General features: G+C 61.5%; 24 protein-coding genes and 1 pseudogene. 18 read left to right on the top strand and 7 right to left on the bottom strand.

From position 1 onward, the window contains the following. The first annotated feature begins 73 nt into the window (after positions 1-73). Both ACTG2S_RS10995 and ACTG2S_RS11000 read left to right on the top strand, forming a co-directional pair. Positions 74-841, top strand: a complete 768-nt coding sequence (locus ACTG2S_RS10995) for a hypothetical protein (RefSeq protein ID WP_439982506.1) — start codon at positions 74-76, stop codon at positions 839-841. Between the two features lie 90 nt (positions 842-931). After that, positions 932-1,378: a hypothetical protein gene (locus tag ACTG2S_RS11000; RefSeq protein ID WP_257699064.1), complete on the top strand. Its 447-nt coding sequence runs from the start codon at positions 932-934 to the stop codon at positions 1,376-1,378. Here the strand turns inward: ACTG2S_RS11000 and ACTG2S_RS11005 are convergent. Genes ACTG2S_RS11005 through ACTG2S_RS11020 form a run of 4 tightly spaced genes read right to left on the bottom strand, consistent with a single transcriptional unit; the run spans position 1,356 to position 6,338 of the window. Then, the gene (locus tag ACTG2S_RS11005; protein ID WP_167569845.1) at positions 1,356-1,832 is read right to left on the bottom strand and encodes a hypothetical protein; all 477 of its coding nucleotides are present in this window, start codon (positions 1,830-1,832) and stop codon (positions 1,356-1,358) included. The two genes, ACTG2S_RS11000 and ACTG2S_RS11005, sit on opposite strands and share 23 nt — an antisense overlap. 11 nt (positions 1,833-1,843) lie before the next feature. Beyond that, positions 1,844-4,390 carry a hypothetical protein gene (locus tag ACTG2S_RS11010; protein ID WP_439982509.1) on the bottom strand — a complete coding sequence of 849 codons (2,547 nt, stop codon included), beginning with the start codon at positions 4,388-4,390 and terminating at the stop codon, positions 1,844-1,846. Next, positions 4,387-5,586, bottom strand: coding sequence for a glycosyltransferase (locus ACTG2S_RS11015; protein WP_439982511.1), 1,200 nt, complete (start codon positions 5,584-5,586; stop codon positions 4,387-4,389). Before ACTG2S_RS11015 ends, ACTG2S_RS11010 begins: the two co-directional genes overlap by 4 nt. Continuing rightward, complete coding sequence (locus ACTG2S_RS11020) at positions 5,583-6,338, bottom strand: acyltransferase (RefSeq protein ID WP_439982512.1); 756 nt, start codon at positions 6,336-6,338, stop codon at positions 5,583-5,585. The genes ACTG2S_RS11015 and ACTG2S_RS11020 overlap by 4 nt, the downstream gene beginning before the upstream one ends. A gap of 299 nt (positions 6,339-6,637) precedes the next feature. Here ACTG2S_RS11020 and ACTG2S_RS11025 point away from each other — a divergent pair, with 299 nt between their 5' ends. From ACTG2S_RS11025 to ACTG2S_RS11040, 4 genes are read left to right on the top strand one after another with little or no spacing between them, the layout of a single operon-like run. Beyond that, positions 6,638-7,957, top strand: a complete 1,320-nt coding sequence (locus ACTG2S_RS11025) for a lipopolysaccharide biosynthesis protein (RefSeq protein WP_101530760.1) — start codon at positions 6,638-6,640, stop codon at positions 7,955-7,957. Beyond that, positions 7,945-9,351 (top strand): O-antigen ligase family protein, encoded by a 1,407-nt coding sequence (locus ACTG2S_RS11030; RefSeq protein ID WP_421289430.1) that lies wholly within the window; start codon positions 7,945-7,947, stop codon positions 9,349-9,351. The genes ACTG2S_RS11025 and ACTG2S_RS11030 overlap by 13 nt, the downstream gene beginning before the upstream one ends. Beyond that, the gene (locus tag ACTG2S_RS11035) at positions 9,348-10,619 is read left to right on the top strand and encodes a glycosyltransferase family 4 protein (RefSeq protein WP_439982513.1); all 1,272 of its coding nucleotides are present in this window, start codon (positions 9,348-9,350) and stop codon (positions 10,617-10,619) included. Before ACTG2S_RS11030 ends, ACTG2S_RS11035 begins: the two co-directional genes overlap by 4 nt. 12 nt (positions 10,620-10,631) lie before the next feature. After that, on the top strand, positions 10,632-11,768 hold the full coding sequence (locus ACTG2S_RS11040) for a glycosyltransferase family 4 protein (RefSeq protein ID WP_279498194.1): 1,137 nt from the start codon (positions 10,632-10,634) through the stop codon (positions 11,766-11,768). 44 nt (positions 11,769-11,812) lie between these two features. Here ACTG2S_RS11040 and ACTG2S_RS11045 read toward each other — a convergent pair whose 3' ends face one another. After that, a complete protein-coding gene (locus tag ACTG2S_RS11045) occupies positions 11,813-12,886 on the bottom strand; it encodes a GGDEF domain-containing protein (protein ID WP_274161573.1) in 1,074 nt (357 codons plus the stop codon). A gap of 1,232 nt (positions 12,887-14,118) precedes the next feature. Here ACTG2S_RS11045 and hybO point away from each other — a divergent pair. The 11 genes and pseudogenes from hybO to ACTG2S_RS11100 all read left to right on the top strand — a co-directional run bounded on the left by hybO (position 14,119) and on the right by ACTG2S_RS11100 (position 25,199). Beyond that, on the top strand, positions 14,119-15,252 hold the full coding sequence (gene hybO / locus ACTG2S_RS11050) for a hydrogenase 2 small subunit (protein WP_139462738.1): 1,134 nt from the start codon (positions 14,119-14,121) through the stop codon (positions 15,250-15,252). A 2-nt stretch (positions 15,253-15,254) separates the two neighbouring features. Next, positions 15,255-16,304 carry a hydrogenase 2 operon protein HybA gene (hybA, locus tag ACTG2S_RS11055; RefSeq protein WP_439982515.1) on the top strand — a complete coding sequence of 350 codons (1,050 nt, stop codon included), beginning with the start codon at positions 15,255-15,257 and terminating at the stop codon, positions 16,302-16,304. Continuing rightward, positions 16,297-17,484 (top strand): Ni/Fe-hydrogenase cytochrome b subunit, encoded by a 1,188-nt coding sequence (gene hybB, locus ACTG2S_RS11060; RefSeq protein WP_042648477.1) that lies wholly within the window; start codon positions 16,297-16,299, stop codon positions 17,482-17,484. The genes hybA and hybB overlap by 8 nt, the downstream gene beginning before the upstream one ends. Then, positions 17,481-19,184, top strand: coding sequence for a hydrogenase 2 large subunit (gene hybC, locus ACTG2S_RS11065; protein ID WP_439982516.1), 1,704 nt, complete (start codon positions 17,481-17,483; stop codon positions 19,182-19,184). The genes hybB and hybC overlap by 4 nt, the downstream gene beginning before the upstream one ends. After that, a complete protein-coding gene (locus tag ACTG2S_RS11070) occupies positions 19,184-19,714 on the top strand; it encodes a HyaD/HybD family hydrogenase maturation endopeptidase (protein ID WP_274161564.1) in 531 nt (176 codons plus the stop codon). Before hybC ends, ACTG2S_RS11070 begins: the two co-directional genes overlap by 1 nt. After that, the gene (gene hybE / locus ACTG2S_RS11075; RefSeq protein WP_274161563.1) at positions 19,696-20,235 is read left to right on the top strand and encodes a hydrogenase-2 assembly chaperone; all 540 of its coding nucleotides are present in this window, start codon (positions 19,696-19,698) and stop codon (positions 20,233-20,235) included. Before ACTG2S_RS11070 ends, hybE begins: the two co-directional genes overlap by 19 nt. Before the next feature lie 131 nt (positions 20,236-20,366). After that, the gene (locus ACTG2S_RS11080; protein WP_274161562.1) at positions 20,367-21,977 is read left to right on the top strand and encodes an ABC transporter substrate-binding protein; all 1,611 of its coding nucleotides are present in this window, start codon (positions 20,367-20,369) and stop codon (positions 21,975-21,977) included. After that, complete coding sequence (locus ACTG2S_RS11085) at positions 21,962-22,972, top strand: ABC transporter permease (protein WP_274161561.1); 1,011 nt, start codon at positions 21,962-21,964, stop codon at positions 22,970-22,972. The genes ACTG2S_RS11080 and ACTG2S_RS11085 overlap by 16 nt, the downstream gene beginning before the upstream one ends. Beyond that, positions 22,962-23,776: pseudogene (locus tag ACTG2S_RS11090) on the top strand (ABC transporter permease). The gene ACTG2S_RS11085 and the pseudogene ACTG2S_RS11090 overlap by 11 nt, the downstream one beginning before the upstream one ends. Then, the gene (locus tag ACTG2S_RS11095) at positions 23,770-24,558 is read left to right on the top strand and encodes an ATP-binding cassette domain-containing protein (protein WP_274161559.1); all 789 of its coding nucleotides are present in this window, start codon (positions 23,770-23,772) and stop codon (positions 24,556-24,558) included. The pseudogene ACTG2S_RS11090 and the gene ACTG2S_RS11095 overlap by 7 nt, the downstream one beginning before the upstream one ends. Then, positions 24,558-25,199 carry an ATP-binding cassette domain-containing protein gene (locus ACTG2S_RS11100; RefSeq protein ID WP_274161558.1) on the top strand — a complete coding sequence of 214 codons (642 nt, stop codon included), beginning with the start codon at positions 24,558-24,560 and terminating at the stop codon, positions 25,197-25,199. The genes ACTG2S_RS11095 and ACTG2S_RS11100 overlap by 1 nt, the downstream gene beginning before the upstream one ends. 366 nt (positions 25,200-25,565) lie before the next feature. Here the strand turns inward: ACTG2S_RS11100 and hypB are convergent, their stop codons facing one another. After that, positions 25,566-26,402: a hydrogenase nickel incorporation protein HypB gene (hypB, locus tag ACTG2S_RS11105; RefSeq protein ID WP_279499168.1), complete on the bottom strand. Its 837-nt coding sequence runs from the start codon at positions 26,400-26,402 to the stop codon at positions 25,566-25,568. Between hypB and ACTG2S_RS11110 the strand changes: the two genes are divergently transcribed. Next, on the top strand, positions 26,283-26,645 hold the full coding sequence (locus tag ACTG2S_RS11110) for a hypothetical protein (protein ID WP_274161571.1): 363 nt from the start codon (positions 26,283-26,285) through the stop codon (positions 26,643-26,645). The two genes, hypB and ACTG2S_RS11110, sit on opposite strands and share 120 nt — an antisense overlap. On the opposite strand, the gene hypA is transcribed toward ACTG2S_RS11110, so the two are convergent. Further along, entirely contained in the window at positions 26,623-26,964 is a 342-nt protein-coding gene (hypA, locus tag ACTG2S_RS11115) for a hydrogenase maturation nickel metallochaperone HypA (protein ID WP_005301911.1), read from the bottom strand. The two genes, ACTG2S_RS11110 and hypA, sit on opposite strands and share 23 nt — an antisense overlap.

Genomic DNA, 26,964 nt, shown 5'->3' on the forward strand with positions numbered 1-26,964 from the left:
AGGCCGGGCAGGCATGGAACTTGCGAGAACTTGCGACAGAGGTCAAAAGCGCTGATAACCGGCAGGAGTTACGATGGAGATCCGTCCCTGGCAGTGGGCACCCAACTGGCTGCTACTTGGTTTGGCCAATCAGTGGGGCATGGTGTGGCTCAATATGGGTCACTTCAACCTGCTGGTGGTGTTGCTGATTGCTATCTGGTGGCAAATTGCATCGCGGGTTGCACCGAGCTGGCGCCCGCATCCACTGGCGCTCGCCCTCTTTATCCTGCTGATCCTGATCCCCAGCGCCAGTTGCAAGGCGCTGGCCTGTCTGCTGTTGGTGGCCTCGCTATGGCGCCGTCATCAGAGTGGCGATGAGCGGGCGGTGTTGCAGATTGTGCTCGCCTTTACCGTGGCGGTGTTGTGGGGGCAGCAGGTGTTTGCCCTGCTCTCCGGCCCTGTGCTGGCGCTCGATGCCTGGGGAGTGGGCCAGTGGTTGCAGCTGCTGGGCTGGGAGACTCGCCTTGATGGCAACCGCATCGAGCGGTCGGGGGGCCATGCCCTGATTGTGCTCAAGGGGTGCTCCTCGTTTTCTCAACTCTATCTGGTGGTGCTCTCCTGGCTGGTCTCCTGCTGCTGGCTGGTGCCGGAGCGCCCTCTCTACCGGCAGTGGCCCATGTTGCTGCTGGTCTGCCTGCTCTATATCGGGGCCAATCAGCTGCGGTTGGTGCTGATGAGCCTGGATCTGCGCTGGTATGGCTGGCTGCATACCGGCTCGCTGGCCCAGCTCTACCAGTGGGCAATCATGTTGCTGGTGATGACCATTCTCTTTATCCGGGGGCGCCGTGATGCGTCTGTCTAAGGGATATCTGCGGTTGGTGGCGTTATCAGAGCCGGGTGGTCAATATGATGCTGCTGGTGATGACCATCCTGTATCTAAGGGGGCGCCATGATGCGTCTATCTAGGGGATATCTGCTGCTGTTGCTGGTGGCGCTGCTCAGTGCTGCCGCCATGGGCTGGCGTTATCAGAACCGGGCAGTTAACGAGGGGGCCAAGCCCATGCTGCTGGAGCTGGTCCAGCTGGGATGGCGCTTGCGGGTGGCCACGCCGGTATTGGGCGGCACCTATGTCAGCTATCAGCTGGCCCATCCCCGCTGTGACGGCCTGCTGCAGGCCATGCTGGTGGCGCCTGATCGGGAGGCGATGTCAGTGACGCTGGCGGGTGAAGGGATGAGTCAGGGGGTGATGTTTTTAGGCGAGTTGCACCAGAGTCCGCCGCTGCTCTCGTACCGTCTGACCCAGGGTTGGCGCAAATTGTGGGGGCTGACCCCTTATCCCCTCTATCGGGTGGCCTTGCCGACCACCTGCCTCGGCCTTATTGCGCCGCCGCTGGGGTGACCGCCCCCGATTCGCCGTTTGGCAGAATGCGGATCAGCAAGGTATTGGGGGCCAGCATGGGGTCATAGCGGGGCTCCAGCTCAATGGCGCGAGAGCCCAGCAAACGGGTGAGGGCGGTCAGTCGCACGCTCGCCATCCGCGCACTCTCCAGCATGTCGGTTTGCAGCCCGGGGCCGCTTACCAGCGCAATTCGGGCCGGATCCTTGCGTCCCAAAAACTGATGCAGCAGTTGCTCCTGATCCGCCGCAAGTTGCGTCTCCGCGTTCTGGTACTGCAGTTGCAGCTGGGGCTGTTCGGCCATTTGCTGTTCCCGCAACTGGTTGAGGATTGGCAGGGTCTCATTGACCGGCTCCTGACGGGCGCAACCGGTGAGGATCAGCAGCGGCAACATCAGGGGCAACAGGCGGCGCAGGGCGCTGTCTTTGGCTGTGGAGCGGGGAATCTGGTTGGCCATACGCAGTCACTTCAGGAGGATGAGTTGGCACCAGTTTGCAATGTTTTCAATCCCTTGGCCAGTCGTTCAATCTCGCGGCGCCACTGGATCCAGGCGGCAGAGGGCAGTTGCTCTGCCACCTGCCAGCGGGTCGGCAGCTGATCCCGCAGGCGCTCCAGCAGCAGGGCGGCCTCTACTTGATAGCGGGCCTCCTGCTCCAGCCAGGCGAGCCAGCGCAGATCTTCGATGGCTTGCTGCAACAGCAGCAGATCGTGGGAGAGGCGGTGCGCCTCGCAGGCTTGCGGGCCGAGCAGCATAAAGTCGCTCTCCCGCCCGTCGGTGGGGTCGTAGGGCAGGGCGGTGGGCATGCGGCCATGCCACTGCAAATAGCCCTCGGCGCCGCTTTGCCATAGATAGAACCCGGCGGCTCTCGGGGTGCCCAGATTGTAAAACCAGGGGGTGACCTTGTGCTGGCGTACCCGCGCCACGTCGGCCTTGTCGGCGCCAAAACCTGCGTTGATCAGGGCAATCTCCACCTCTGCCAGCAGACCAACCTGACCCGGATGATTGAAGTGGCCTGCGCGGATCACCGCCGGATCCCGCCGTTTCATCTCCCGTGCCAGGGTGGTGATGGCGGGCAGGGTTGCAAGATCCGGCTCATCAAACAGGCTCCATGCCAGCGGGGGCAAGCCGCTGGCGGTCAGCGCCTGTTGCCGCGCCTGCCACTGATCAAGCTGGCTGGCAGGGTCGCCCCCCCAGCGTTTGAGCGGGGTATAGGCCAGCAGGGGCGGCACAAAGCCGAGCCCGGCCGCTTCTCCCATGATCTCCCGCATTCCCGCTTCATCCTGTGGCAGGGCGGGCGAGAGGCCGCTGATCCCGAGTTTGGCTAGCCGCTGCAGGTCGCAGCGACTGGCCTCGGCGATCTGCTCTTTTAACGCTTCGGGATTGGGGCTCAGCCAATTCAGATAGGGGGGCGCTTCGACATAGATGCCGACCGGCTTGCTGGCCGCGGGCAGGGCCAGCGGCAGCACCTCGATAGTCAGCGGTAACTGCACCAGTTGCTGTTGGCTGAGCAGCTGAATATTGCCCAGATAGTGACCGGAAGGCGCATCGCGTGGGACTGTTATCTGCAGCACCAGACGCCGAGGTACGCCTGCCAGCAGGGTGAGTCCGGCGATCCCCTCGACCAGCTCCTGATCCGAGGGGGCCAGCAGGGTGCCGCTCGCCTGCGGGCGAACCAGATGCCACTTGCCATAATAGGGGGTCAGCGCCAGCGGCGATCCTGCTTGCTCAGGGGGCTGGATCACCAGCAAGGGGGCCGGATCGTCGGTGGCGGCGTGGATGGCAAACTCCAGCAACAGCTGGCTGCCACGGGCGGCCAGCACGGGTTGTGAAGCCTGCTGCAACGCATCGGTCGCAGATAGCGGGGCGATCTGCAGGGTTGGGGCGGCATCCGTAATCGGCGTGAGGCTCAGTTGCTGCGCAGCTGGGGCTGGGGCTGGGGTTGGGGAATAGGGGGCCAAGGTCCATTTTTCCAAAAACAGCTGGCGCTGCTTGGTCAGCACGCTTGCGGTAGCGTCAGCCAATACGGCGAGATCTTTTCCACTATTCGGTAGAGCCTCTTTGCTGGTGGGGGCCGGATAGGGGGCAAGCAGCAGCCCCGCCAGGTATTTGGCATCCGGTGAGTGGCCCACCAATGTGATAGTGATCGGGCCGCCGGGGTGGTTCAGGGTGACATGGACCGGACCGCCCTGTCGTGCCCCGAATAGCTGCCAGGGATCCGGGTTTGGCAGTGCCTCGCGGGATTGCCCCGCCAGATAGCGCTGCGTTAGCCACTCCTGCGGTTGCCACTGCTCGGCCCAGATGGGCTCGCCATTGACCAGTACGCTGCGCTCGAAGGGGTGGGGCAGGTACTCCCACTCGCCGGGATCATCCAGCCAGAGGGTGAGCTGGTAGCGCCCCTTTGCGACCTCCAGCCGTACGCCATCCAGATTGCGCAGCCCATCGCGCACAAGGGCATCGCCGGAGGGGCGCAAGATGGGGGTGGGATGGCCAATCAGCCGGGGATCCCCCGGGCTCAGGGCTTCAAAGCCGGTAAAGCGGGGCGCAGCCGCCGCCCCCAGATCCAGCGCAATGGTGCCCTCAGGCAGAGTCAAACCGGGCTCCCAGTACCAGCGGTGAATGGTCAGCGAGGGGGCGTTATCGGCCATAAAGAGATAGAGCTTGGTGAGCTTGTCCAGCGCCAGCGCTCTGGGTTGGCTGGTGCGCCACTCGCTCAAGGCAAAGCGCTGGGTGAAGGGGCCGGGTGCGACAATCCGCTCCAGATTGACCCGGCTGCGGTAGTTGACCGAGGCCTCGTCGTCGATACGCAGGATCAGGGTTTGCGGGCGGGCGCTGGGGTTATGGCCCTCGATCACCAGTTCATCATCGCTGCCTATTGGCCAGTTGTGGGTGCTCAGATCGAGCCGCTGGGGTGTCTGGTTGCCTGTCAGGGGCAGCGGGGTCTGCCTCTCCAGCCGGGTGGCGGCCATTGCTGCATGGCAGCAGAGCAGGATAACCAGCCAAAGCCCTCTGCTCATCCGGCCAGCCCCTTCAACCAGTTGTTCAGCTCGGCAGCCTTGTGATCCCAGCTTTGCAGGGCCACCTGCTGCTGGCGAGTGTGGCGCCCTTCGCTGCGGGTGAGCCCCTCCCAGCCACTCTCCTGAAACCAGCCCGGATTGGATTGATCAAAGGCTGCCCGATTGATGGCCTGGGCCAGGCTCTCCCCATCGTGGGGGAGCTGGATCTGATCCCGATAACCATCGAGAGCCGGAAAATCGGTGCTGACGATGGGGCGCCCTGCGGCCAGATACTCGCGCAATTTCAATGGATTGCAGGCACGGATCTGGGCGTTGTCGACAAAGGGCAGCAGACTCACCTGCCAGTGCTGGGCATAGGCTGCCAGCGTGTGATGGGGACGGGGCCCCAGCAGATGGATATTGGGGAGCCCCTTGAGGGGGGAGATATCGGTCTGGACCGGGCCAATCAGCACCAGATCCCAGTGGGGCAGGGCGGCCGCCGTCTCTGCCAGCAGGGGGATATCAATCCAGTCGCTCAGGCTGCCGTAAAATCCGGCAATGGGACGGCCGGAAGGGAGATCCGCCGGGCGTTCTCTGGGGGGCATAAACAGCTCGAGATCCACCCCGTGGCTGAGGAGCCGGGTTTTATGGGGGGGAAAGCGGCTGGCCAGCGCGGGGCTGGCGGCCAGAATGAGATCCGCTTTTTCCACTAGTCGGGCTTCGCAGTGGGCAATGGCCTGATGATCCACCCCTGCCAGCGCCGAGAAGTCATCGCCGCAGTAGTAGATCACCGCCCGCTCTTCGAGCTTGCCAATCAGATCGACGGCACTGGGCAGGGAGATCCAGAGCAGGGGGCGATCCAGCTCGGGCAGCTGACGCCGGATCTGCGCCGCCAGCCAGTGGCCATTGATCTTGCCCGCCAGACGACTGCCCGGCAGCGGCAAGGCGAGCGGCGGCAGTACCTGGGGGCTGCTGACCTCTGATGGCGCAACCGACTGGCCGCCAGCATGGCGCGCGCCGCGCAGCACGGCCCCCAGTTTGCGGACGATGCGGGTGAGATCATGAAGGGTAAAGCGGGGGCAACGCATGCCGATGGAGTTGACCCAGAGCACTTGATAATCGGGCAACAGACGCTTGATCAGGTGTTGTGTGCTGGAGGGGTGCTGGCCCCAATCCTCGCCCAGCACCACCAGTTGCGGCAGTGAGTGTGGTTTCATGCAAAGGTCTCCGAAGCGTGTGCGGGGTCGCTGTGATCCTGTGGTTGCAAGGTGCGCAGGACTGTGGCCGGTACACCCGCTGCCAGCACACCTGCGGGCAGATCCCGAGTGACGACGCTGCCTGCGGCGACAATGGTGCCGGCGCCTATGGTGACACCGGCCATCACCATCACCCCGGTGCCAAGCCAGACATCCTGCTCCAGCACAATGGCCCCCACCTGTTCATCGCGATCCGGTTTGCCAAGGGCGCGATCGCGGGCGTTGATCGGATGCCCCGGGTAGCCCGCCAGAAAGGCACGGCCAGCAATTCTGACGTTATCCCCCAGCACTATCTTGCTGCCCACCGCCAGGGTGGTCTGCCAGCCAATGCCGACATTGCGGCCGATCACCAGCCTTGGTGTCTGGCTCGATGCCCGGCCGCTGATGGTCATGGCGGCGCTGAGGCGGCAGTCGGCACCGATCTCGATGGTGACCGGACCGCTGATATAGGGGATGCCACCATAGAGATAGAGGCGCGGGGCCGGGGCCGTCAGGCGAGATTGAAACAAGGGGGTCCACCAAAGGGTGCGGGTCAGGGTCGCCAGTCCGTTGCTGCCCAGCAGATAGAGCCGATAAAGCAGCCGATGCAGGGGTGGGATCACGGGGAGTGACCAGTGGCGGGCACTTTTGGCCAGTCGCCATACCCGGCGAGCCAGTGGCGTTTCCCCCTGTTTGGCCCAGCTTTTCATCCGGTGCAGGTTGATGGTGTGCATGGCGACCTCTCCCTCTGGTGCAGTCCGTTGCTCGCTAAGCAGAAAGCAGGGATCGGGCCAACAGGACGGCCCCAGCTAGATCGGGCCAAATGGGGCTAAGAGGTGGGGCAGATTGCGCCGGTCGGTGCAATTTGCAGCCAGCGTTGTGCAAAACGCAAATGCCAGTCTCATTCTGGGCTTGTTCAGGCCGGTTAAGCCGCACAGAGGGGCTATCGCTTCAGGGCGGGAGTGAGTGGCGTGGGCTTTGCATTAGCGGTAGCTGACCCGGAGCAGGATGCTTCGGGTGGCTGGGAGGCCCTATGAAACTTGGTGTGAACCAGATTGCCATGCTCTATTACGCCGGCGGCTTGCTCCTGATGAAGGGGATCTCCCTGCTGATGCTGCCGGTGTTGACCCATCAGCTGCTGCCTCGTGAATACGGCCAGCTGGAGGTGCTGCTGACCCTCATCAATCTGGGCTCCCTGATCCTTGGTTTCGGGCTGGTGGATGCCCTCTACCGTTTTGCCGGATTGGCGAAAGATGAGCAGGAACGCCAGCAGGTGGTGGCCCGCATGTTTGGTCTGGTCTGGCTGATCGCCCTGGCCAGTCTGGTGCTGCTCTGGCTGCTGGCGCCTGTGGTGCAAGCCTGGCTGCCGGTGGAAACCCGCCTTGCGGATGTGCGCTGGGTGCTTTGCGCCCTGCCGTTTGAAGGGGTGATCGGCGTGCCGCTGGCATGGCTGCGCATGCGCAATCAGGCCCGGCTCTTTTTCGTGGCGACCGCAGGCAAGGCGGTGATCCAGTCCCTGCTGACTGGCTGGTGGCTCTGGCTCGGCTGGGGCGTGAGCGGGGTGCTGGCCTCCGGCACCCTGACCTGCGTTGCACTGGCGTTGCTGCTGAGCCTCTGGCAGTGGCGAGATAGCGGGATCCGCTTTGACTGGCAGCACTATCGGCCGCTGCTGCGCTATGGATTGCCCCTGGTGGTGAGCGGGCTGGCAGGCTTTGCCCTGAGCGGACTGGATCGCTGGCTGCTGGCCGATGTGGTGGGTGAGGCGCTGCTTGCCTACTACGCCGTTGCGGGCAAGCTGGCGCTGGCGGTGGGGTTGTTGCTGCAACCCTTTGCCCTCTGGTGGTATCCCCGCCGTTTCATGCTGCTGCGCGAGCCGGATGGACTGCGGCTCAATGCCCACTACAGCGTGATGGGGTCGGTACTGGGGTTTGTCACCGCGGGGATTGTCGGGCTCACCGCTCCCTTGCTTATTCGCTGGCTGACCCCGGAGAGCTATCACGGGGCGATCGCCTACATTCCGCTGCTGGTGCTGGGCATGGCGGTGCGCAATGTTTCGGACTTGCTCAATGTCGGCTGCTTTAGCGGCGAGAAGAGCAATGCCCAGATGGTGATCAATCTGGGCTGCAGCGCCCTTGGGGTGGCAGGCTTTCTGCTCTCCATCCCCCCCTTCGGGGTCGCCGGGGTGATCTGGACCCTGCTGCTGGTCTATTTGGTACGGGCGCTCGCCTTTTATCTGGTGAGCCAGCGGTTGCTGCCGCTGCCGTATCGCCTCTCGACCCTCTGGGCCAGTTCCCTCGGGGCGCTGGCCATGGTCTGGCTCGGCCAATGGTGGGCAGGATCATGGCTCGTCTAACGCCAGCCATCTGGGCAAGCACCATCTGTCTGGTGCTGGCTCTGCTCTGGTGGCGGCTGCCCCATCCCTTGCTGCTGCCGGTGCTCGGCCTTGCCATTCCCGCCATCTGGTTTGCCCTGCGCTGGCCATTCTTGATGGTGCTGGGGTTTGTCACCTTCTCCTTCTTTCGGCTGCATGAGGTGTTCCCCCAGCTCTATCCCCTCAAGATCCCGCTGCTCTTCTCGCTGGCTGCCATCGGCGCGCTGGTCTGGCACATTTTGCTGACCGGCCGGATCAAGCCCTACTGGAGTCCAGCCCTGAGCTGGCTGACGGCCTTCTTTGTGATGGTCTCCATCGGTGTGCTGTTTGCCAGCAACCGGGGCGAGGCGATCGCCACCTGGACCGGCAGCTACAGCAAGATCTATCTGATGACCCTGGCCACCGCCTGGCTGGTGCGCACTCCGGGGGATTTTGCGTTGGCGGTGCGCACCTTCGTGGTAGCGGGCTGTCTGGTGGCGCTGGTGGCCCTCTACAACAAGGCGAGCGGGATCGGGCTGGTGGAGGGGACCCGGGTGACCATAGGGCGCGAGCTGGGCTCTGTGCTGGGTGATCCCAACGATCTGGCGCTGGTGCTGCTCTTTCCTGCCGGTTTTTCGCTGAGCTTGCTGCTCAATCAGGGTAATGGGGTGGGGGGGCGTTTACTGGGTGGGCTCGGCTTTGCGCTGACTGCGGCTGCCATTATCGCCACCCAGAGCCGGGGTGGTTTGCTGGGTATCTGCGCCGTTGGTGGCCTGTTTGCCTGGCAGCGGGTGAAGTCGAAAACCCTGTTGATCTCGCTGGGGATGGTCGCGCTGGTGGTGCTGTTTGCCGCCGCCGGGATCAGCGACCGGGCATCTGGCGGTGCTGCCGAGAGTGGGGTCGATGCCTCGGCCATGGGGCGGATCTACGCCTGGCAAGCGGCCTGGGGCATGGCGCTGGGCCATCCGCTGGTGGGGGTGGGCTTGTCCAATTTCTATTACAACTACTTCTTCTACAGCCCCCATTGGGATGGACTCAATCATGCGGTGCACTCCACCTGGTTCGGGGTGCTGGCTGAAACCGGCTTTGTCGGGCTGGCGCTGTTTATCGGCATGGTGGCGGTGACCCTGCGCAGTTGCTGGCGTTGCCAGCTTGCTGGCATGCCTCCTGCAGTGATCACGGCGATGCAGGGGGTGATGGCCAGCATGGTGGGGTTTGTGATTTCGGGATCCTTCCTGACCCAGGGGTTTACCTGGCCCATCTATCTGGAATTGGCGCTGGCCGTCGCCGCCATCAAGTACGTGCAGCAGGCGGCCACAGAGGTGAAGGCCACCGCTGAGGATCATCAGGAGGCAACCCGGTTGCCGGCAGTGCCACCCAAGGGAGCAAGAGGATGAACGCAACCCCTGTTTTGCTGGTTCACTACGGAGAGGACTGGATCCGCGGCAGCGAACGCTGCCTGCTGGATCTGCTGGCCCACCTCGATCGCAGCCGGTTTACGCCGTTGCTCTGGTGCAATAGCCCGACGCTGGCGGCAGAGGCGGCCACCCTCGGGATAGAAGCCATGGTCGAGCCGTTCAGCCTGCTGCTGGGATGGCAGGTGCCCCGCTTTGATCTTGCGGCCCATCGGCGCCTCTCCCGGCGAGCCAGAGAGCTCATCACCGAACGGCAGATTGGGCTGGTGCATGCAAACAGCGCGGCCCCTTGTCAGTGGCTGGTGGGTGTCTGTCGAGTGTTGCAGGTACCGCTGGTGTGCCACCTCCATGCCCGTTACCAGCCAAGAGACAGATTCAGCCTGCGGGTTCATCAGGCAAGCGTGCTGATCGGGGTGAGCGAGCCGGTGTTGACTGGTTGGCGCCAGGATGGCTGCGCGGCCGAGCGGTTGATCCGGGTTCCCAACGGGGTGGATGCCGCTCGCCTGAATGGCGGTGCTCACTGGCCGGTCGTCGGCATGCTGGGCTTGCCCCCGGGGGATATGATCATCGCAACCGTCGGCTCATTGATCAAACGCAAGGGGATTGATCTGCTGATCCGCTCGCTGGCTGCCCTGATGGCATCGGGGGAGGAGGCTCAGTTGCTGATTATTGGCAGCGGTCCGGAGCGGGAAGCATTGGTGGCGTTGGCTGTCGAGCTCGGGGTGGCCGAGCGGGTCCACTTTCTCGGCGAGCGACCAGACAGTGCCGCTATCTTGCGAGGCGGGGTGGATCTGCTGGTCTCCGGAGCCCGTGAGGAGGTGTTTGGTCTGACGTTGGCGGAGGCGGGCATGTTGGGGCTCCCGGTCAGTGCTTACCGAGTGGGCGGCATCCCCGAAGTGGTGGAAGAGGGGGTGACCGGCTTGCTGGCAACCCCGGGGGATTGGGCTGAGATGGCTGATCACTGGCGGCAATTGAGTAATCCTCAACGCCGATGTGAAATGGGGCGGGCCGCTCAACTGCGTGCCGCACAGTTGTTCACGGTGGCGCGCTACGTTGACGGGGTCACGGCGGTGTGGGACGCCGCGCTGGCTGGTCGTTGGCACGCCACGGCCCCCACACCCTTCCGACCACTCATGCATTGGGCGGGGCAACGCCTCCTTGCCAGAGGTCGCAATATGCTGGCGAGTGGGATGGCAAGAGTGGCGCAAAAAGTGCAACTGGGGTTTGGCCGCCGCAAGGTGCCAGAGTAAGGGAGCAGCAAGATGAGCATGCAAACTGAGCCGGTGTTCGGAAAGATCATCGTTGTGGATCCCATCCCGTTTCGCGGGGGCTCCAAGGTTGCGACCGAGGTGCTGCTCGATGAGTTGGCCAAACGGATGCCCGGGCTCACATGCCATGTGTTGACCCAGGATCCCGACTCCTGGCCCCGTTGTCAGCATCATCCTCTTTGGCTGCCCCACATATTGAAGGGGCGGGAGTCCGGCATCGGCTATCTGCTCAAACAGGGGTGGCAGACCCTGCTGATCCTCTGGCTTGTGCTGCGCTTGGGGCAGGTGAAGTGCCTGGTAGCGGCGTCCGGGCCGGGGGTGGATCTCTGCTGTTACTGGGCGGCCCGCTGGTTGCGGTGCCGGGTGGTTCAGCTGATCCATGGCCCTGTGGGGTGTTCGGGGCTCTCTGCCAGAGCCCTGCAGCGGGCGAGTTTTGTATTTTATCTCGAATCGACGCGCAGCTCCCTGGCGGCATTGCTGGCCCGGCTTGGCGAGACCGAGCTCCCGTCACACTGGCAGCCATTTACCAATGGCTTGAGCGAGATTGATTGGCCCAAAGCGACCCTGGGGGGGCCTCGTATTTTGTGGGCGGCCTCGTTGCTGCGCTGGAAGGGGCTAGAGACCATGCTGGCCGCCCATCAACTGCTCCCTGACGCTCGCCCCGAGCTGATGGTGTGCTATCTGCAACCCAAGGGCACGCTGCAACCCTGTAGCCAGCCCCAGCCACAACTGCCAGACACGCACTGGTATGCCAACCCCGCCAATCTTGACGAGATCCGATCTCAATGCGGCATTTTTGTCTCCACCAGTCATCAGGAACCCTTTGGCCTCTCCATTCTGGAGGCCATGGCGGCAGGATTATGCGTAGTGATCCCGGCCGATGGCGCCTGGTGGGATCGACACCTCACCGATGACGTGAATTGCCGCAAATATCAGCCAAACGATCCCGGCGATCTGGCGCGGGTGCTGGCCAGCCTCAATGCCATGCCCGACGTGGTCAAGCGACTTGGCCATCATGCCCGCCTGCATGCCATGGTCCATTACAACGCGGCAGATACCTATCAAAGCACACTGGATCAGTGGGAAGGTATGTTGCGATGGGATGCGTTGAGCCTTGCCGTGCATGGTTAGCGCGCAGTGGTTCCCCACGGGGAGGATGGTCACGCATGAGGGACTTATGGGCAAACTGGTTGCGGGAGGCTGGGTGACTCCGCCACTCTGATGCAGTTACGGCCGGATGATTTGGCGGTGTAGAGCGCAGCATCAGCCAGTTTGACCAGTTCAGACGGCTGCCAGTGACTCGATGGTCTGAGGCAGGCGACACCCATGCTAACGGTCACCAGACCGGTGGTATTTTGTGCGTGTGGCTGCGCGAGTGCAAAAATCAGTCGCTGGATATGTTGGGCAATTTCATAGGCGGATTGACGCTCGACATGTGGCAACAGGATGACAAATTCCTCTCCGCCGTAGCGGGCCACCAACTCCCCCGAGCGGCGCCCGGATAGCGCCAGGGTATGGGCCAGCAATCGAAGGCACTCGTCACCGGCAACGTGGCCATAGAGGTCGTTGAACTGCTTGAAATGATCGATGTCGAGCATGATGAGCGCAATCGGCATCTCTGTCTGAATACAGTGCTCCCAGGCCTGGTTCAATGAGTTGTCGAACAGACGACGGTTACCGATATTGGTGAGCCCGTCGGTATTGCTGAGCGCTTCCAGTTTTCGGTTCGCTTCCGCCAGCTCCTTGGTTCTGAGCTCGATAATGAGCTCCAGCTCATGTTGGCGCTCCTCCAGACTGGTCATCGGATAGATTTCGTTCTCGCGAGCCAGACCGTAAGGGATGGAGATGCTGCTGTGAGCAATTTTCCACGCCATGGCTTCATGCCGAAACATCAGCACCAGCCTGGCGGTTCTGCGGGAAAGGATAGGTTCTGATTTCGGTAGATGGATATGGAAGAAGGCGGTGACAGCCACCACGTCAGCGGCCAGATCTTGCAGGCTCACATCGAGTATTTCCAGGTGGATTCTGCCCGGGATCTGGGCAAAATCGCGGCGGGTTATCCGGATCCACTCATCTTTATCGGTAACCAGAACATCACTGCTGCCGGCAAAACCGCTAAAATTGTCGCTAAACCGCGTGGTGAGCCGATCATCCCGTGATGAATACAGCTCGATGTACTCATCAAACAGTGAGCGGATCAACAGTTCCCGTTCAGTGGTCATTGCGCTGGGCCCATGTGAAGTGGTCACGTTTTTCAAACGTTCGATTTAACTATAGTCAATTATGTCATTTTAATTGACTATCTATCTTGATTTTTCTCGTTTTTTTGTTCAATTCCCGCACTTGGCAAGTGTCCGTAGGGCCCGCCAGAAACAAGGTTCCATGGCGTGGTTATCGGGTAGGCATCTCTCTGCAACTGCGGCCGCTGCGGGCTGCATTTCACGAGGTGAGCAGGGCTGTCAACGAGTTCGAGTTTGATAAGGCAAGGTAGTTGCTGGAGCCACTGCTCGGCTGATGATTAACACGCTTATCGTTTGTCATGTTCATCGTCATCCAAACTCATTTTTTGGGGTTGCCATTGAACAAGAATAATTATCATCTATATCGATGGAGATGGATATTTACGCTCTGGTTAATTACGCAGGGTGACGTGAAGGTAAATAGTGTGAAGGTGGGCAGTAACATCTGTAACCGGATGAGCGAATGTATCGCGAGTTAAATATGATCACTATGTTGCAGGCAGCCTTCCACCTTGCATTTTCTCTTACCATTAATTTGAATGCAGATTCACGATGATGCGTAAACATATCCGTGAGTGCGATATTTTACTCACCAGCATCCAAGACAATAAAGAGTGGGGGGAGCGTATTGATATGCATACCTCGGCGGCATCTTTTCATTAACCTGTGTTAAACGGCAGGGAGGCTAAGCGGGGTTGTGTTGTGTGCGCTAGCAGTAGAACGTGTCGCACTGAAGCGCAGGTAAAATGCAAACTGAAACCAAGCGACATGCAGGTAAATCGTGCCGTGCCGTGCCGTGCCGTGCCGTGCTTGCTACCGGTGGCAGCTGGCCGTGAGACCGTTCTGGTGTGGGGAGGCAAGTCAGGAGGTTGTTCCGTGGATGACTGTATGGAATATGCAATGAGATGAGTAAAGATATATTCAATGGATCATTTATTGGTGGGCATCAGTATTGTGAAATGAGCGGTATAGCCAAGATTTCAATCATGTTAATTTGGCTCACAGTGAAAGAGAGGATATGCAGTGATTAATTATTTAATATCCAATTAAGTTCATAAAATTTATGGGGATGCTAAATATCTCTTTGGGGGTAATTAATTTCATTTGTGATGTGGCTCGCTATGAAAATAGGGGTAAGCCGGTCGAAATTGATAGAGATCAATACTGCAGGGTGGGTGAGTCCTTAGCATTTCCGCTATTAAGCATTTATCAAACAAGTGCTCACTACGGGAATAAGAAGAATGGTCGAGGATAATTTTTTATCGGCTCATGGGATTAATCGCCGTGATTTTATGAAATTGTGTGCCGGGATGGCCGCAACCCTGGGATTAAGTCAGCATGCCGTCGCCAAGATGGCCACTGCGCTCACCAGCCCCGAACGGCCGCCGGTGATCTGGATTGGGGCGCAGGAGTGCACCGGTTGTACCGAATCGCTGCTGCGGGCCACCCACCCCACCATCGAGAACCTGATCCTCAACACCATTTCGCTGGAGTACCACGAGGTGCTCTCGGCGGCCTTTGGTCATCAGGCGGAAGAGAACAAGCACAACGCCATCAAGCGCTATAAAGGCAAGTATGTGCTGGTGGTGGATGGCTCCATTCCGCTCAAAGATGGTGGCGTCTACTGCATGGTGGCCGGTGAGCCTATCGTCGACCATATTCGCCGTGCTGCCGCCGACGCGGCTGCGGTGATCGCCATCGGCTCCTGCTCCGCTTGGGGCGGTGTGCCCGCCAGCGGCGGCAACCCGACCGGCGCCGTTAGTCTCGAAGAAGCCCTCGGCAATATCGGCACCCCGATCATCAATATCCCGGGTTGCCCGCCCAATCCTCACAACTTCCTCACCACGGTTGCCTACTACATCACCTACGGCAAGCTGCCGGCGCTGGATAGCAAAAAGCGTCCGCTGTTTGCCTACGAGCGACTGATCCACGAGAACTGCGAGCGTCGTCCGCATTTCGATGCTGGCCGTTTTGCCAAGGAGTTTGGCGACGAGGGGCACCGTCAGGGCTGGTGCCTCTACCATCTGGGCTGCAAGGGGCCGGAAACCTATGGCAACTGCTCGACCCTGGAGTTCTGCGATGTGGGCGGCGGCATCTGGCCGGTCGGCATCGGCCATCCCTGCTATGGCTGTAACGAGCAGGGTGTTGGCTTCAGCAAGGGGATCTTCCAGCTCGCCAAGGTAGAGAACCCGACTCCGCGGGTGGATAAACCCGACGTGAAGATCCAGGAAGGGGGCTATACCTCGCCCACTGCGACCGGCCTTATCGGTGGCGCCCTCGGGGTGCTGGTGGGGGTGAGTCTGATGACGGTGCGTGAACTCGGTCGCCAGCAGAAGCGCCACGAAGCCGGGCAGCACCCATCACGGGAGGAGTAACCGTGAACAGACGCAATTTCCTCAAATTCGCCTCTGCCAGTGCACTGGCGGCAGGGGCTGCCGTGCCCGGCACCGCCATGGCGGCGGCCAAGAACAAGCCGCCCATTCCCGGGGCGCTCGGCATGTTGTATGACTCCACCCTCTGCGTCGGCTGTCAGGCCTGTGTGGCGGAGTGTCAGCGTTTGAATGGCAACCCGTCCAATCCGGAGGGAGCACAGACCTGGTCCACCAACGACAAGCTGACGCCCTACACCAACAACATCATTCAGGTGTGGAAGAGCGGCACTGGCGAGCACAAGGATCAGCTGGTGGATGGCTACGCCTACATCAAGAAGCAGTGCATGCACTGCGTCGATCCCAACTGCGTCTCGGTCTGTCCGGTGCAGGCGCTGACCAAAGATCCCAAGACCGGCATCGTTCACTACGATCCGGACGTCTGTACCGGCTGCCGTTACTGCATGGTGGGCTGCCCGTTCGATGTGCCCAAATATGACTACGACAACCCCTTGGGGGCGATCCACAAGTGCGAGCTCTGCAACCAGAAGGGGCTTGAACGGATCGATCAGGGCAAATTGCCCGGCTGTGTCGAGGTGTGCCCCACCGGCGCCGTGATTTTTGGCACCCGCGAGGAGCTGATGGCCGAGGCCAAGCGTCGCCTGCTGGCGACCCCGGGCAGTGAATATGCCTATCCGCGCCAGACCTTCAGCGCCAACGATCCTTATCTGCACGAGGTGCCCAACTACCAGCCTTACGTCTATGGCGAGAAGGAGGGGGGCGGCACCCAGGTGCTGGTGCTGGCCGGGGTGCCTTATACCAAGCTCGACATGCCCGACTTGCCGGAGCTCTCCTCCGGTGCTCGCTCCGAGCATATCCAGCACACCCTCTACAAGGGGATGGTACTGCCCATGGTGGTGCTGACCGGACTCTCGGTGCTCATTCGTCGCAATAGCAAGAAGAACGGTCACGATCACCATCATGATGATGGTCATGATCAGAGCAGCGCTCAGATTAAAGATCAGAGTTCAGCAAAGGGGGGCAAGGATCATGAGTAATCACAAGGCGCATCCGCTCGGCGGCAAGCTGGTCAGCTGGCCGGTACTGGTGCTGGCCCCCTTTGCCGTGCTGTGCGGCATGTTGATCTTGAAACGCCTCTTCTTCGGGCTGGGTTCGGTCACTGACCTGAACGGGGGTTACCCCTGGGGGTTGTGGATCTCATTCGATCTCTTGATCGGCACCGGTTTCGCCTGTGGCGGCTGGGCGCTGGCCTGGGCGGTCTATGTGTTCAACCGGGGCGAGTATCACCCACTGGTGCGACCGGCCCTGTTGGCGAGCCTGTTCGGCTACTCGCTCGGTGGTCTCTCCATCACCATCGACGTGGGGCGTTACTGGAACCTGCCGTACTTCTATCTGCCCGGTCACTTCAACACCTCCTCGGTGCTGTTCGAGACGGCGGTCTGCATGACCATCTATATCGGGGTGATGGCGCTGGAGTTTGCGCCCGTGCTGCTGGAGAAGTTCGGCTGGAAGGCGTCACTCATTCGCCTCAACAAGATCATGTTCTTCGTGCTGGCGCTGGGGGCGCTGCTGCCCACCATGCACCAATCCTCGATGGGCTCGTTGATGATAGTGGCGGGGGAGAAGATCCATCCGCTCTGGCAAAGCTACGAGCTGCTGCCGGTCTTCTCGCTTCTGACCGCCTTTATCATGGGCTTTTCCATCGTGGTGTTTGAGGGCTCTCTGGTGCAGGCGGGACTGGCGGGGCGGGGCCCCAACGAGAAGTCGCTGTTCTACAAGCTGACCCAGGTGATCGACATCTTCCTGATCCTGTTTGTGGCGCTGCGCTTTGCCGAGATCGTCATCAATGACAAGTCGGAGTACCTCTCCGATCTCAATCGCTTCTCCATCATGTTCTGGAGCGAGATTGCGCTGATGATCTTCCCGCTGCTGGTGTTCCACTGGGACAAGAGCCGCCGCGATTCACGCATGTTGTTCCTGGGGGCCCTCAGCATGCTGCTGGGCGCAGCCCTCTGGCGACTGGATTACTCCCTGCTCGCCTTCAACCCCGGCAATGGCTACCACTACTTCCCCTCCGCGGAGGAGGTACTGATCTCCCTGGGCTTCGTCGCCATCGAGGTGTGTGCCTATTTGCTGTTGATCCGGCTCTTGCCGGTACTGCCATCACTTGAACGTGTTCACCAAGATTATCAGGCCCGAGGGAAAGCCAACGTATGAGCCAACGTATCACCATAGACCCCATCACCCGCATTGAGGGGCACCTGCGTATCGACTGCGAAATCGAAGGCGGAAAAGTGACCAAAGCCTGGTCGTCCGGCACCATGTGGCGCGGGATGGAGGAGATCGTCAAGGGCAACGACCCGCGCGATGCCTGGATGATTGTGCAGCGCATCTGCGGGGTATGTACCTCCATTCACGCCATCGCTTCGGTGCGGGCGGTGGAGAACGCCATCGGCGCCAAGGTGCCGGTCAATGCCCAGTTCATCCGCAACCTCATTATCGCGGCCCACAACATTCACGATCACATCGTTCACTTCTACCAGCTCTCCGCGCTGGACTGGGTGGACATCACGGCGGCGCTGCAGGCCAATCCGCAAAAAGCGGCGGATATCCTCAAAGGGGTGTCCACCTGGTCCCTCAACAGTGCCGACGAGCTGACCAAGGTGCAGGATAAAATCCGTGCGTTGGTCGCCAGCGGCCAGCTCGGCATCTTTGCCAACGGCTACTGGGGTCACAAGGAGATGAAGCTGAGCCCGGAGGTGAACCTCATCGCCGTGGCCCACTACCTGCAGGCGCTGGAGTGCCAGCGCGATGCCAACCGCATCGTCGCCATCCTCGGCGGCAAGACCCCCCACATCCAGAATCTGGCGGTGGGTGGCGTGGCCAACCCCATCAATCTGGATGCGCCGAGCGTGCTCAACCTTGAGCGACTGCTCTATGTGAAGAGCTTTATCGATCGGCTCGGCGAGTTTATCGAGCAGGTCTACAAGGTGGATGCCGCCATCATCGCCGCGCACTACCCCGAGTGGCTGACACTGGGGCAGGGGGCCAAGCACTACCTGAGCGTGCCGGAGCTGCCCACCGACGCCAACGGCGGCAGCTTCCTGATGCCGGGCGGCTACATCGAGAATGGCAATCTGGCGGGGTATCGCCCCATCGAGAGCCATCAGGATGCCTGGCTGATGGATGGCATCGCCGAGAGCAACAAGCACGCCTGGTACAAGGATGACGAACCCCTCAAGCCTTGGGAGGGCAAGACCGAGCCCGACTACACCGGCTGGCAGGATGACGGCAAATACTCCTGGGTCAAATCCCCCACCTTCTACGGCAAGGTGGTGGAGGTGGGGCCGCTCGCAGATCTGTTGGTGAAGCTCGCCGCCAAACACCCGGAGACGGTGGCGCATTTCGATCAGCTGAACGGCATCTACAAGGCGCTGACCGGTTCGGCCATCAAGACCGAACAGCTGCACTCCACCATGGGCCGCATCATCGGCCGGGCGGTGCGTTGCTGCGTGCTGAAAGACACCCTGGCGCACCAGTGGAAGGCGCTGGTGGACAACATTGGCAAGGGGGACACCACCGCCTATATCAAGGCCGAGATCCCGGCGGACAAGGAGTTTCGCGGGGTGGGCTTTGAAGAGGCGCCGCGCGGCATGCTTTCCCACTGGATCGTCATCAAGGGTGGCAAGATCGAGAACTATCAGGCGGTGGTGCCGTCGACTTGGAACTCGGGCCCGCGCAACTTCAATGATGAGCCCGGCCCCTACGAGCAATCTCTGGTGGGCACCCCGGTGGCGGATCCCGCCAAACCGCTGGAAGTGGTGCGCACCATCCACTCGTTCGATCCCTGCATGTCCTGCGCGGTTCACGTGGTGGATACCCAGAATGGCGAAACGACCCAGGTGAAGGTGTTGTGATGAACATCCTGATCCTGGGCGTCGGCAACCTGCTGTTGAGCGATGAGGCGGTGGGGGTTCGCATCGTCGAGGGGCTGGGGCGCAACTACCGTTTCGCCCCCGGCATCGAGCTGCTTGATGGCGGTACCGCCGGCATGGAGCTGCTCGAAGCGATGGCCAGTCGCGATCACATCATTCTGGCGGATGCGGTGCGCAGCGGTAATCCGCCGGGCACCGTAGTGACCCTGAAAGATGAGGAGATCCCGACCCTGTTTGGCCGCAAGATCTCCCCCCATCAGCTGGGGCTGGCGGATGTGCTCTCGGCGCTGCACATGACGGGGGAGTCGCCAAAGCGGCTCACCCTGATCGGGGTCGAGCCCGAATCTCTCGAACCCCGCATCGGCCTCACCCCGGTGGTGGCGGCTGCCATGGGGGAGGCGACGGATCGGATCTTGACCCTGCTGGCCAGTGTCGGTGCCCCCGCCATCCCGCTCTCTGAGCAGGAGAAAGCTAAACAAGCGCGGGAGGGCCTATGGTGCAGTCCCATTTAAGCGAGGCTGAGAGAGTGCTGGAGAGAGTACCGGAGATGGCGCAGGAGTTTGCCGGTTTTGCCACCAATCCAGCACACTTGCTGGTAGCCCAGTACGAACGGATCGCTCGCGAAGAGATGCAGACGTTGCCCTTCTATCACGCCACCATGCCAATCGTTGCGGAGTGCACGTTGTTTGAAGGGCAGTGGCTTGGCTGCGTGCTCACCCCCTGGATGCTGAGCGTGGTGGTGCTGCCGGGGCCGGATCAGCTTTGGCCGGTGCGCAGCAGTAGCGAACGCCTCGCCCTGCAGCTCCCCTGCGGCAACATGACCTTTATGGTGGGTGATCTGCCCGAAAGTGGTCAGCTGCTGGCCTGCTCCCTGATGTCGCCGCTCGATCCCCATCTCGGGGCCGGGGAGGGGCGAGCACTGGTGAGCAGCACCCTCAAGATGCTGCTCTCCTTGCCGGTGCAGCAAGGGGCTGGCGGCGTGGATCTGGGTCGCAGACGGCTATTCGGTGCCCGGCGCGGTCAACCGGCATAGTCGCTAGGTTTCACGCGAAATCAAGTTTAGAATAGGGGGCCATTTTGGCCCCTCACTCCCATGTTCAGACACGCATTGCGCCTCGTTTTTGAGTGATGATCCGTGAGTGGTACAAAACAAGAAGGATCCCCATGACTGTTTCTCGCAATTCCCTTCGCCATTACGCCAGATCCAGCGCTACTGCCCTGTTGACCCTGCTGCTGGGCACCTCTTCTCACGCGGCGCTGGCTGCTGCCCAACCTGTGCCTGCCGAGCTCAAGCTCGCCATCGGAGCCGAACCCACCGAAGGGTTTGACCCTCTGCTCGGCTGGAGCCACGGCAGCTACCTGCTGCTGCACAGCCCGCTGCTCAAGCAGAACGCCGATCTCAGCTGGCAAAACGTGCTCACCCAAGCGGTGACCCCGAACAAGGATGGCAAGGGGTGGCTCATTACCCTCAAGCCTGACCTGAAATTCTCCAACGGCGCGCCGCTCACCGCCGAAGATGTGGCCTTTACCTACAACAGCGCAGCCCAGGGCGGCGGCAAGATCGACATGGGCAACTTTGTCTCGGCCAAGGTACTCTCACCCACCGAAGTTTCCATCACCCTGAGTGCTCCCCAGAGCACCTTCGTCAACGTGCTGGGATCCTTGGGGATAGTGTCGAAGCAGGATTACGACGCAAAAGCATATGCCCAAAAACCGGTCGGCGCCGGCCCCTACCGGCTGGTGAGCTTCCTGCCCGGTCAGCAGCTGGTAGTGGAGGCGAACCCCTTTTACGCCGGCGGCAGCAATGACTTCAAACGGCTGGTCTTTGTCTTTATCGATGAAGAGAGCGCCTATGCCGCCGCCCAGAGTAACCAACTCGATGTGGTGCGTATCGCACCGTCACTGGCGCCCACCGTGCCTGCTTCCCTCAAGCTCTGGGTGCGGCCGAGTGTAGAGAACCGCGGCATCGTCTTCCCCATTCCTCCTGCGGGTAAAAAAGATGCCAAGGGTTATCCCATCGGCAACGACGTGACCTCGGACGTGGCGGTGCGCCGCGCCATCAACTACGTCATCGACCGCAAGCTGCTGGCCGACCAGCTGCTGGAAGGACATGCCATCCCCGCCTACAGCGCGGTAGAAGGCCTGCCCTGGCTGAACAAGGCCACCGCCTTCAAGGATGGGGATGCGGTTCACGCCAACGCCCTGCTTGACGAGGCGGGTTGGAAGATGGGCAGTGACGGCATTCGCCACAAGGGCTCCCTGAGAGCCGCCTTTACCCTCTGGTACACCAGTGGCGACAGCACCCGCCGTGATCTGGCGGAAGCGGTGCGGGCCATGCTTAAGCCAATTGGCCTCGAGGTGAGCCTCAAGTCCGGCAGTTGGGAGCAGGTGGAGCGGCAGATGCACGCCAATCCGGTGCTGATGGGGTGGGGGAGTCTGGATCCCATGGAGCTCTATCACCACTATCAGAGCGGCTCCGGTGGCGTGGAGTTCTACAACCCGGGCTACTACAGCAACCCTGTGGTGGATAGCCACCTCAAGCAGGCGCTGGATGCCCCGAACTGGCAGGCGGCCGTGCCGGTCTGGCAGCAGGTGGAGTGGGATGGCAAAACGGGCGCCGGAGTGCAGGGGGATGCCGCCTGGGCCTGGCTGCTCAATATGCAGCACACCTATCTCGCCAACCGTTGCATCGATCTTGGCAAGGGGGCGCCGGAAATCCACGGTAGCTGGTCACTCCTCAACAACCTGCAGGATTGGCGGTGGACGTGCCGTTAAGTTCGCCCTTGAGTCATTCAGGTTATCTGTTGCTAAAAGCCCTGCTGCGTCTGGCAGGGCTGTTATGTCTGGTCTCGGTCGCCACCTTTGTGCTGCTGAGTTACTCCCCCATCGACCCCATCAAGGCCTATATCGGCAACGATCTGCTCCATGTGCCGCCGGAGCAGTACGCCCGCATTGCCGCCCGCTGGGGGCTGGATCAGCCGCTCTGGCTGCGCTACTGGCACTGGTTTAGCCTGGTGCTGCAGGGGGATCTCGGTTACTCCATGCTCTACAACGCGCCTGTGGGTGAAGTCATAGGCCAGCGCTTTGCCGCCTCCTTCCTGCTGCTGGCGGGCGCCTGGCTGCTCTCCGGCTTTTTCGGGATTTTGCTGGGCCTCTGCGCCGGTCGCTATCTCAATCGCTGGCCCGATCGCCTGATTTGCCGGTTTGCCTATCTGCTCGCTTCCCTGCCCACCTTCTGGGTCGGCCTGTTGCTGCTCGCCCTGTTTGCGGTGCACTGGCCGCTACTGCCGGTCTGCTGCGCCTGGACGCCGGGTCTTTCTGCCGATGAGGTGGACTGGGCCATGCGGCTGCGTCATCTGTTGCTGCCGGTGACCGCGCTCGCCCTGCTCGGGGTGGGCAATATTGCCCTGCATACCCGGGGGCGGGTGGCCGAGGTGCTGGAGAGCGACTTTATCCGCTACGCCCGCGCTCAGGGGGATGGCGGCTGGCCCATGCTGCGTTTTCATGTGCTGCGCCACGCCCTGACCCCGGCGCTCTGCCTGCAGTTTGCCTCGCTCGGTGAACTGATTGGCGGATCGCTCTTGGCCGAGAAGGTCTTCTCCTACCCGGGGCTCGGCCAGGCCACCGTGGATGCGGGGCTGCGGGGGGATATCCCCTTGCTGATGGGCATAGTGCTCTTTTGCACCCTGCTGGTCTTTATTGGCAACACGTTGGCCAGTTTGCTGCTGGCCCGTATCAATCGGGGTTGGGAGGGCGAGCATGCTGTTTAACCCGCTTCCCTCTATGGTGCGCTTGGCCGTGGCAATGATCGGGCTGGCGCTGCTGGCCACTTACGGCTGGAGCCTCTCTCATCAGGATGTGCCGATGGATCTGCTGGCGCGCCAGCAGCCTCCCTCGCTGACCCACTGGTTCGGCACCGATCAGATGGGACGGGATCTCTGGTTGCGGGCCTTTCAGGGCACCCTCACCAGTCTGGAGCTTGGCATCAGCACGGCGCTCTGCAGTGGTCTGCTGGCCATGGTGGCGGCAAGCGTGTCGCTCATTCACCCCAGATGTGATGCGGCGGTGCGAATGGTGATCGACGCCATGCTGGCGCTGCCCCATATGCTGCTGTTGATCCTGATCTGCTTTACCGTGGGGGGCGGTATGCGCGGGGTGATCCTGGCGGTGGCGCTCACCCACTGGCCCAAGTTGGCGCTGATCCTTTGCGCAGAAGCGCGGCGGATCGCCTGCAGCGACTATGTGGTGCTGGCCCGCTGTCAGGGGATGGGGGCGCTACGTCGCTGGCGCATCCCCTGCTGCCGGGGCTGTTGCCCCAGTGGTTTATCGGCACCTTGCTGATGTTTCCCCATGCGGTGCTGCACAGCGCGGCCTTGAGCTTTCTCGGTTTTGGGCTGGCGGCCCACGAGGCTTCGCTGGGCCTGCTGCTGGCCGATGCCCTGCGTTATCTGGCCGGTGGCGGCTGGTGGCTGGCCCTCTTCCCGGGGTTGATGTTGCTGCTGCTGGTGCTGCTCTTTGATCAGGCTACCCGCGCTCTGCAACAGCTGCTGTGGCACAGGAGTGAACCATGCTGAGTTTTGATCAGGTGACCATAGAGGCTGCCCACTACTCCTGGCTAGGGCGACGCAGCTGGCAGCCTTTGCTGATCGATATCAGCCTGCAACTGGCGCCGGGGGAAATCGTGGCGCTGGTGGGAGGGAGCGGCGAGGGCAAGAGCCTGTTGCTGCAAAGCGCCCTGACCCTGCTACCGGACAACCTGCGGATGCATGGCACCATCTCCCTCGATGGCACGCCTCTGTGCGATGCCAGCCGCGCCCGTCTGCGTGGCCACACCCTCTGCTATGTGCCGCAGGGGGTGAGCGCCCTCAATCCGCTGCTGACGGTGGAGCGTCAGCTGGAGCGTGCGGCACGTCTCTGCGGCCAGAATTGTTCTCGCGAGCGGCTCGGCGAGCAGCTGCTGCGCTACCAGCTGCCCGCGACCACCCTGGACAGGTACCCGCGCCAGCTCTCCGGCGGCATGGCCAAGCGCATTCTGGCCTGCACCGCGGCACTTGGCGGCGCCCGCTACATTCTGGCGGACGAGATCACCGCCTGGCTCGACGAAGGGCTGGCCTGTCTGTTGCTCGGTCAGTTGCGTGAATTGGCCAATCAGGGCAGCGGCATCCTCTGGGTGACCCACGATTTGGCGCTGGCGGCCCGCTTTGCCGATCGCATCGTGGCCCTGCATCAGGGGCAGGTGAGCGATACCCTGAGCAGCCACCATCTTCGTCAGGGGCTGGGGAGCGAGATGCTCCGCGCCCACTGGCAGGCGCTGCCGGAGTTCAATGCTCTCTTCTCTGTGCCGGAGGTTTCCTGATGTTTGAAGTTCGAAATCTCACCATCGCCCAGGGGGAACGCCCCCTCTGGCAGGGGTTATCGCTGACGGTGAAAGCGGGGGAGCGGCTCGGCATCTCCGCCCCCAGCGGTTATGGCAAGACTACCCTGGGGCGGGTATTGGCGGGTTGGCAACCGGTTGGGGCCGGCGGGCAGATCCTGCTGGATGGACTGCCGGTGCCTGAACAGGTAAAAGGCTATAACCCCATCCAGCTGGTGCCCCAGCACCCTGAACTCACCTTCAATCCCTATCGCACTACCGGGCAGGCGCTCTGGGATGTGTGGCGCCCCGATGAGGCCATGCTGGCCCGCTTTATGGTCAAGCCTGAATGGCTCGGTCGTAAACCCGGTCAACTCTCCGGTGGCGAGCTGGCCCGCATCGCGCTGCTGCGCGCCCTCGATCCCCGCACCCGACTGCTGATTGCCGACGAGGTGACTGCCCAGCTGGATCCGCAAATTCAGCGCCAGCTCTGGCGGGAGTTGATGATTGAGTGCGAACCGCGCGGGCTTGGTATGGTGATCTTCAGTCACCAGCAGGCGCTGTTGCGCCAGATCTGCCATCGGGTGCTGCGCTTTGGTGAGGCGCCTCTTGCGACGGGTGTATTGGCCGAAAGTGCGGCCTGATCGTTAGTTCCCCCTCATCCCCAGCCCTTCTCCCGCAAGGGGAGAAGGGAGCAGAAGGTGCCATTTCGCCAGGCTCGGGGTTTAGGGTTTGGAAAATCTCGGGGTTTAAGAATATGGCTGGTTGTTATGCTCGAAGCGCCCCCCTGAGGCGTTTGAGGGAGTCGTATAGTTGCAGCATGCTGTCGGCATCCACAAACCGGTTCCCTCTCCCTGGGGAGAGGACCAGGGTGAGGGGACGCGGGTATGAGTCGCTGGCCATTCTGTACAGAGAGAACCGTTGGCAAAGCGCGCAGATAAAAGAGAGGGAGGCATCAGCCTCCCTCTTTTGTTTTCTACCGTTATCAGCGGCATTTAACCGGTTCTGGTTCAGGCCGTGGCCAGCCAGTTAAGCCAGGCATCCATCCCTTCGCCTGTGGTGGCGCTGACCTGGATCACCTGAATATAGGGGTTGACCCGTTTGGCGTTCTCGATGCAGCGGGCCACGTCAAAGCTGACGTAGGGCAGCAGGTCGATCTTGTTGATTACCATTAGCTGGGCGGCGGCGAACATATCCGGATATTTCAGCGGCTTCTCTTCCCCCTCGGTGACGGAGAGGATCGCTACCTTGTACTTCTCGCCGAGATCGAAGCTGGCGGGGCAGACCAGATTGCCGACGTTCTCGATAAAGAGGATGCCCCCTTCATTGGCGGGCAGTTGGTGGCAGGCATCGTGAACCATTTTAGCGTCCAGATGGCAGCCCTTGCCGGTGTTGATCTGCACGGCAGGGACGCCAGTAGCACGAATGCGATCCGCATCGGCGCTGGTCTGCTGATCCCCTTCGATCACGGCGCAGGGGCGCTTGTTGGCCAGCTGGCGCAGGGTTTCGCACAGCAAAGTGGTTTTGCCTGAACCCGGGCTAGAGACCAGATTGAGCACCAGCTGGTCGGCAGCTGTGAAGTGCTCGCGGTTGTGGGCGGCCAGCGCATTGTTCTTGGCCAGCACATCCATCTCGATGGCGATCAGCTGACGCTGCCCCATGCCCGGAACCGACAATCCCGCTTCCCCTTTGCCATAGTGCAGATCACCCTGCTGGTGGTCATGGTCATGGTCATGGTCATGGTCATGGTTGTGATCATGGGAATGCGCGTGGGAATGGCCGTGGTCATGAGAGTGGGCATGATCATGATGATGGTCGTGGGGGTGATCATGCCCCTCATGGCTTATGGGAGCCCGCCCCCCGTGGTAGTGGTGATGGACATCTCCCTGATGGTGATAGTGGTGGTGGATGATCAGGGTGCGTGGCGCACTCTGCTCGTGATCATGATGGTGATGGGTGTCATGAGCATGATGATGGTCGTGCTTATGATCATGTTCGTGATGATGCTCATGATCGTGCTCATGGCCGGCAATCCGCGCCTGGCCGCATCCGCATACGCTACACATATCAACTTACCTCGATGTCGGTGATGCGCAGGCTATCACCCTGCGCGACTCGTAATTTGTATCCGCCACATTCGGGACAGGCTTGCCCGCGCTCGGTGAGGGTGACCGTCTGGTTGCAGTCGTAACACCAGGCCTCTGCCGCCTGATGCTGAAAGTGCAGCTGGGCGCCCTCGACGGCGGTGCCCTTGGCGGCCGCCTCAAAACAGAAGGCAATGGTGTCCGGGTCGACGCAGGAGAAGCTGCCGACCTCGAGCCAGAGGGCGGTCACCTTGTTAAAGCCCCGCTGGGTGGCCTGTTCGGCCGCCAGATCGATGGCGGCCATGGCCAGAGACATTTCGTGCAT

This window comes from Aeromonas sp. 82P (assembly GCF_051919365.1).
Classification (GTDB): domain Bacteria; phylum Pseudomonadota; class Gammaproteobacteria; order Enterobacterales; family Aeromonadaceae; genus Aeromonas; species Aeromonas veronii.

What these genes read in the sequence shown, in the direction of transcription:
- ACTG2S_RS11080 (WP_274161562.1), top strand. Translation starts at nt 20,367, where the DNA reads ATGACTGTTTCTCGCAATTCCCTTCGCCATTACGCCAGATCCAGCGCT.
- ACTG2S_RS11020 (WP_439982512.1), bottom strand. Translation starts at nt 6,338, where the DNA reads ATGCACACCATCAACCTGCACCGGATGAAAAGCTGGGCCAAACAGGGG.
- ACTG2S_RS11000 (WP_257699064.1), top strand. Translation starts at nt 932, where the DNA reads ATGCGTCTATCTAGGGGATATCTGCTGCTGTTGCTGGTGGCGCTGCTC.
- ACTG2S_RS11015 (WP_439982511.1), bottom strand. Translation starts at nt 5,586, where the DNA reads ATGAAACCACACTCACTGCCGCAACTGGTGGTGCTGGGCGAGGATTGG.
- hybE (WP_274161563.1), top strand. Translation starts at nt 19,696, where the DNA reads ATGGTGCAGTCCCATTTAAGCGAGGCTGAGAGAGTGCTGGAGAGAGTA.
- ACTG2S_RS11095 (WP_274161559.1), top strand. Translation starts at nt 23,770, where the DNA reads ATGCTGAGTTTTGATCAGGTGACCATAGAGGCTGCCCACTACTCCTGG.
- hypA (WP_005301911.1), bottom strand. Translation starts at nt 26,964, where the DNA reads ATGCACGAAATGTCTCTGGCCATGGCCGCCATCGATCTGGCGGCCGAA.
- ACTG2S_RS10995 (WP_439982506.1), top strand. Translation starts at nt 74, where the DNA reads ATGGAGATCCGTCCCTGGCAGTGGGCACCCAACTGGCTGCTACTTGGT.
- ACTG2S_RS11025 (WP_101530760.1), top strand. Translation starts at nt 6,638, where the DNA reads ATGAAACTTGGTGTGAACCAGATTGCCATGCTCTATTACGCCGGCGGC.
- ACTG2S_RS11035 (WP_439982513.1), top strand. Translation starts at nt 9,348, where the DNA reads ATGAACGCAACCCCTGTTTTGCTGGTTCACTACGGAGAGGACTGGATC.
- ACTG2S_RS11010 (WP_439982509.1), bottom strand. Translation starts at nt 4,390, where the DNA reads ATGAGCAGAGGGCTTTGGCTGGTTATCCTGCTCTGCTGCCATGCAGCA.
- ACTG2S_RS11040 (WP_279498194.1), top strand. Translation starts at nt 10,632, where the DNA reads ATGAGCATGCAAACTGAGCCGGTGTTCGGAAAGATCATCGTTGTGGAT.
- ACTG2S_RS11030 (WP_421289430.1), top strand. Translation starts at nt 7,945, where the DNA reads ATGGCTCGTCTAACGCCAGCCATCTGGGCAAGCACCATCTGTCTGGTG.
- ACTG2S_RS11005 (WP_167569845.1), bottom strand. Translation starts at nt 1,832, where the DNA reads ATGGCCAACCAGATTCCCCGCTCCACAGCCAAAGACAGCGCCCTGCGC.
- hybO (WP_139462738.1), top strand. Translation starts at nt 14,119, where the DNA reads ATGGTCGAGGATAATTTTTTATCGGCTCATGGGATTAATCGCCGTGAT.
- ACTG2S_RS11100 (WP_274161558.1), top strand. Translation starts at nt 24,558, where the DNA reads ATGTTTGAAGTTCGAAATCTCACCATCGCCCAGGGGGAACGCCCCCTC.
- hybB (WP_042648477.1), top strand. Translation starts at nt 16,297, where the DNA reads ATGAGTAATCACAAGGCGCATCCGCTCGGCGGCAAGCTGGTCAGCTGG.
- ACTG2S_RS11070 (WP_274161564.1), top strand. Translation starts at nt 19,184, where the DNA reads ATGAACATCCTGATCCTGGGCGTCGGCAACCTGCTGTTGAGCGATGAG.
- hybC (WP_439982516.1), top strand. Translation starts at nt 17,481, where the DNA reads ATGAGCCAACGTATCACCATAGACCCCATCACCCGCATTGAGGGGCAC.
- ACTG2S_RS11110 (WP_274161571.1), top strand. Translation starts at nt 26,283, where the DNA reads ATGGTCATGGTCATGGTCATGGTTGTGATCATGGGAATGCGCGTGGGA.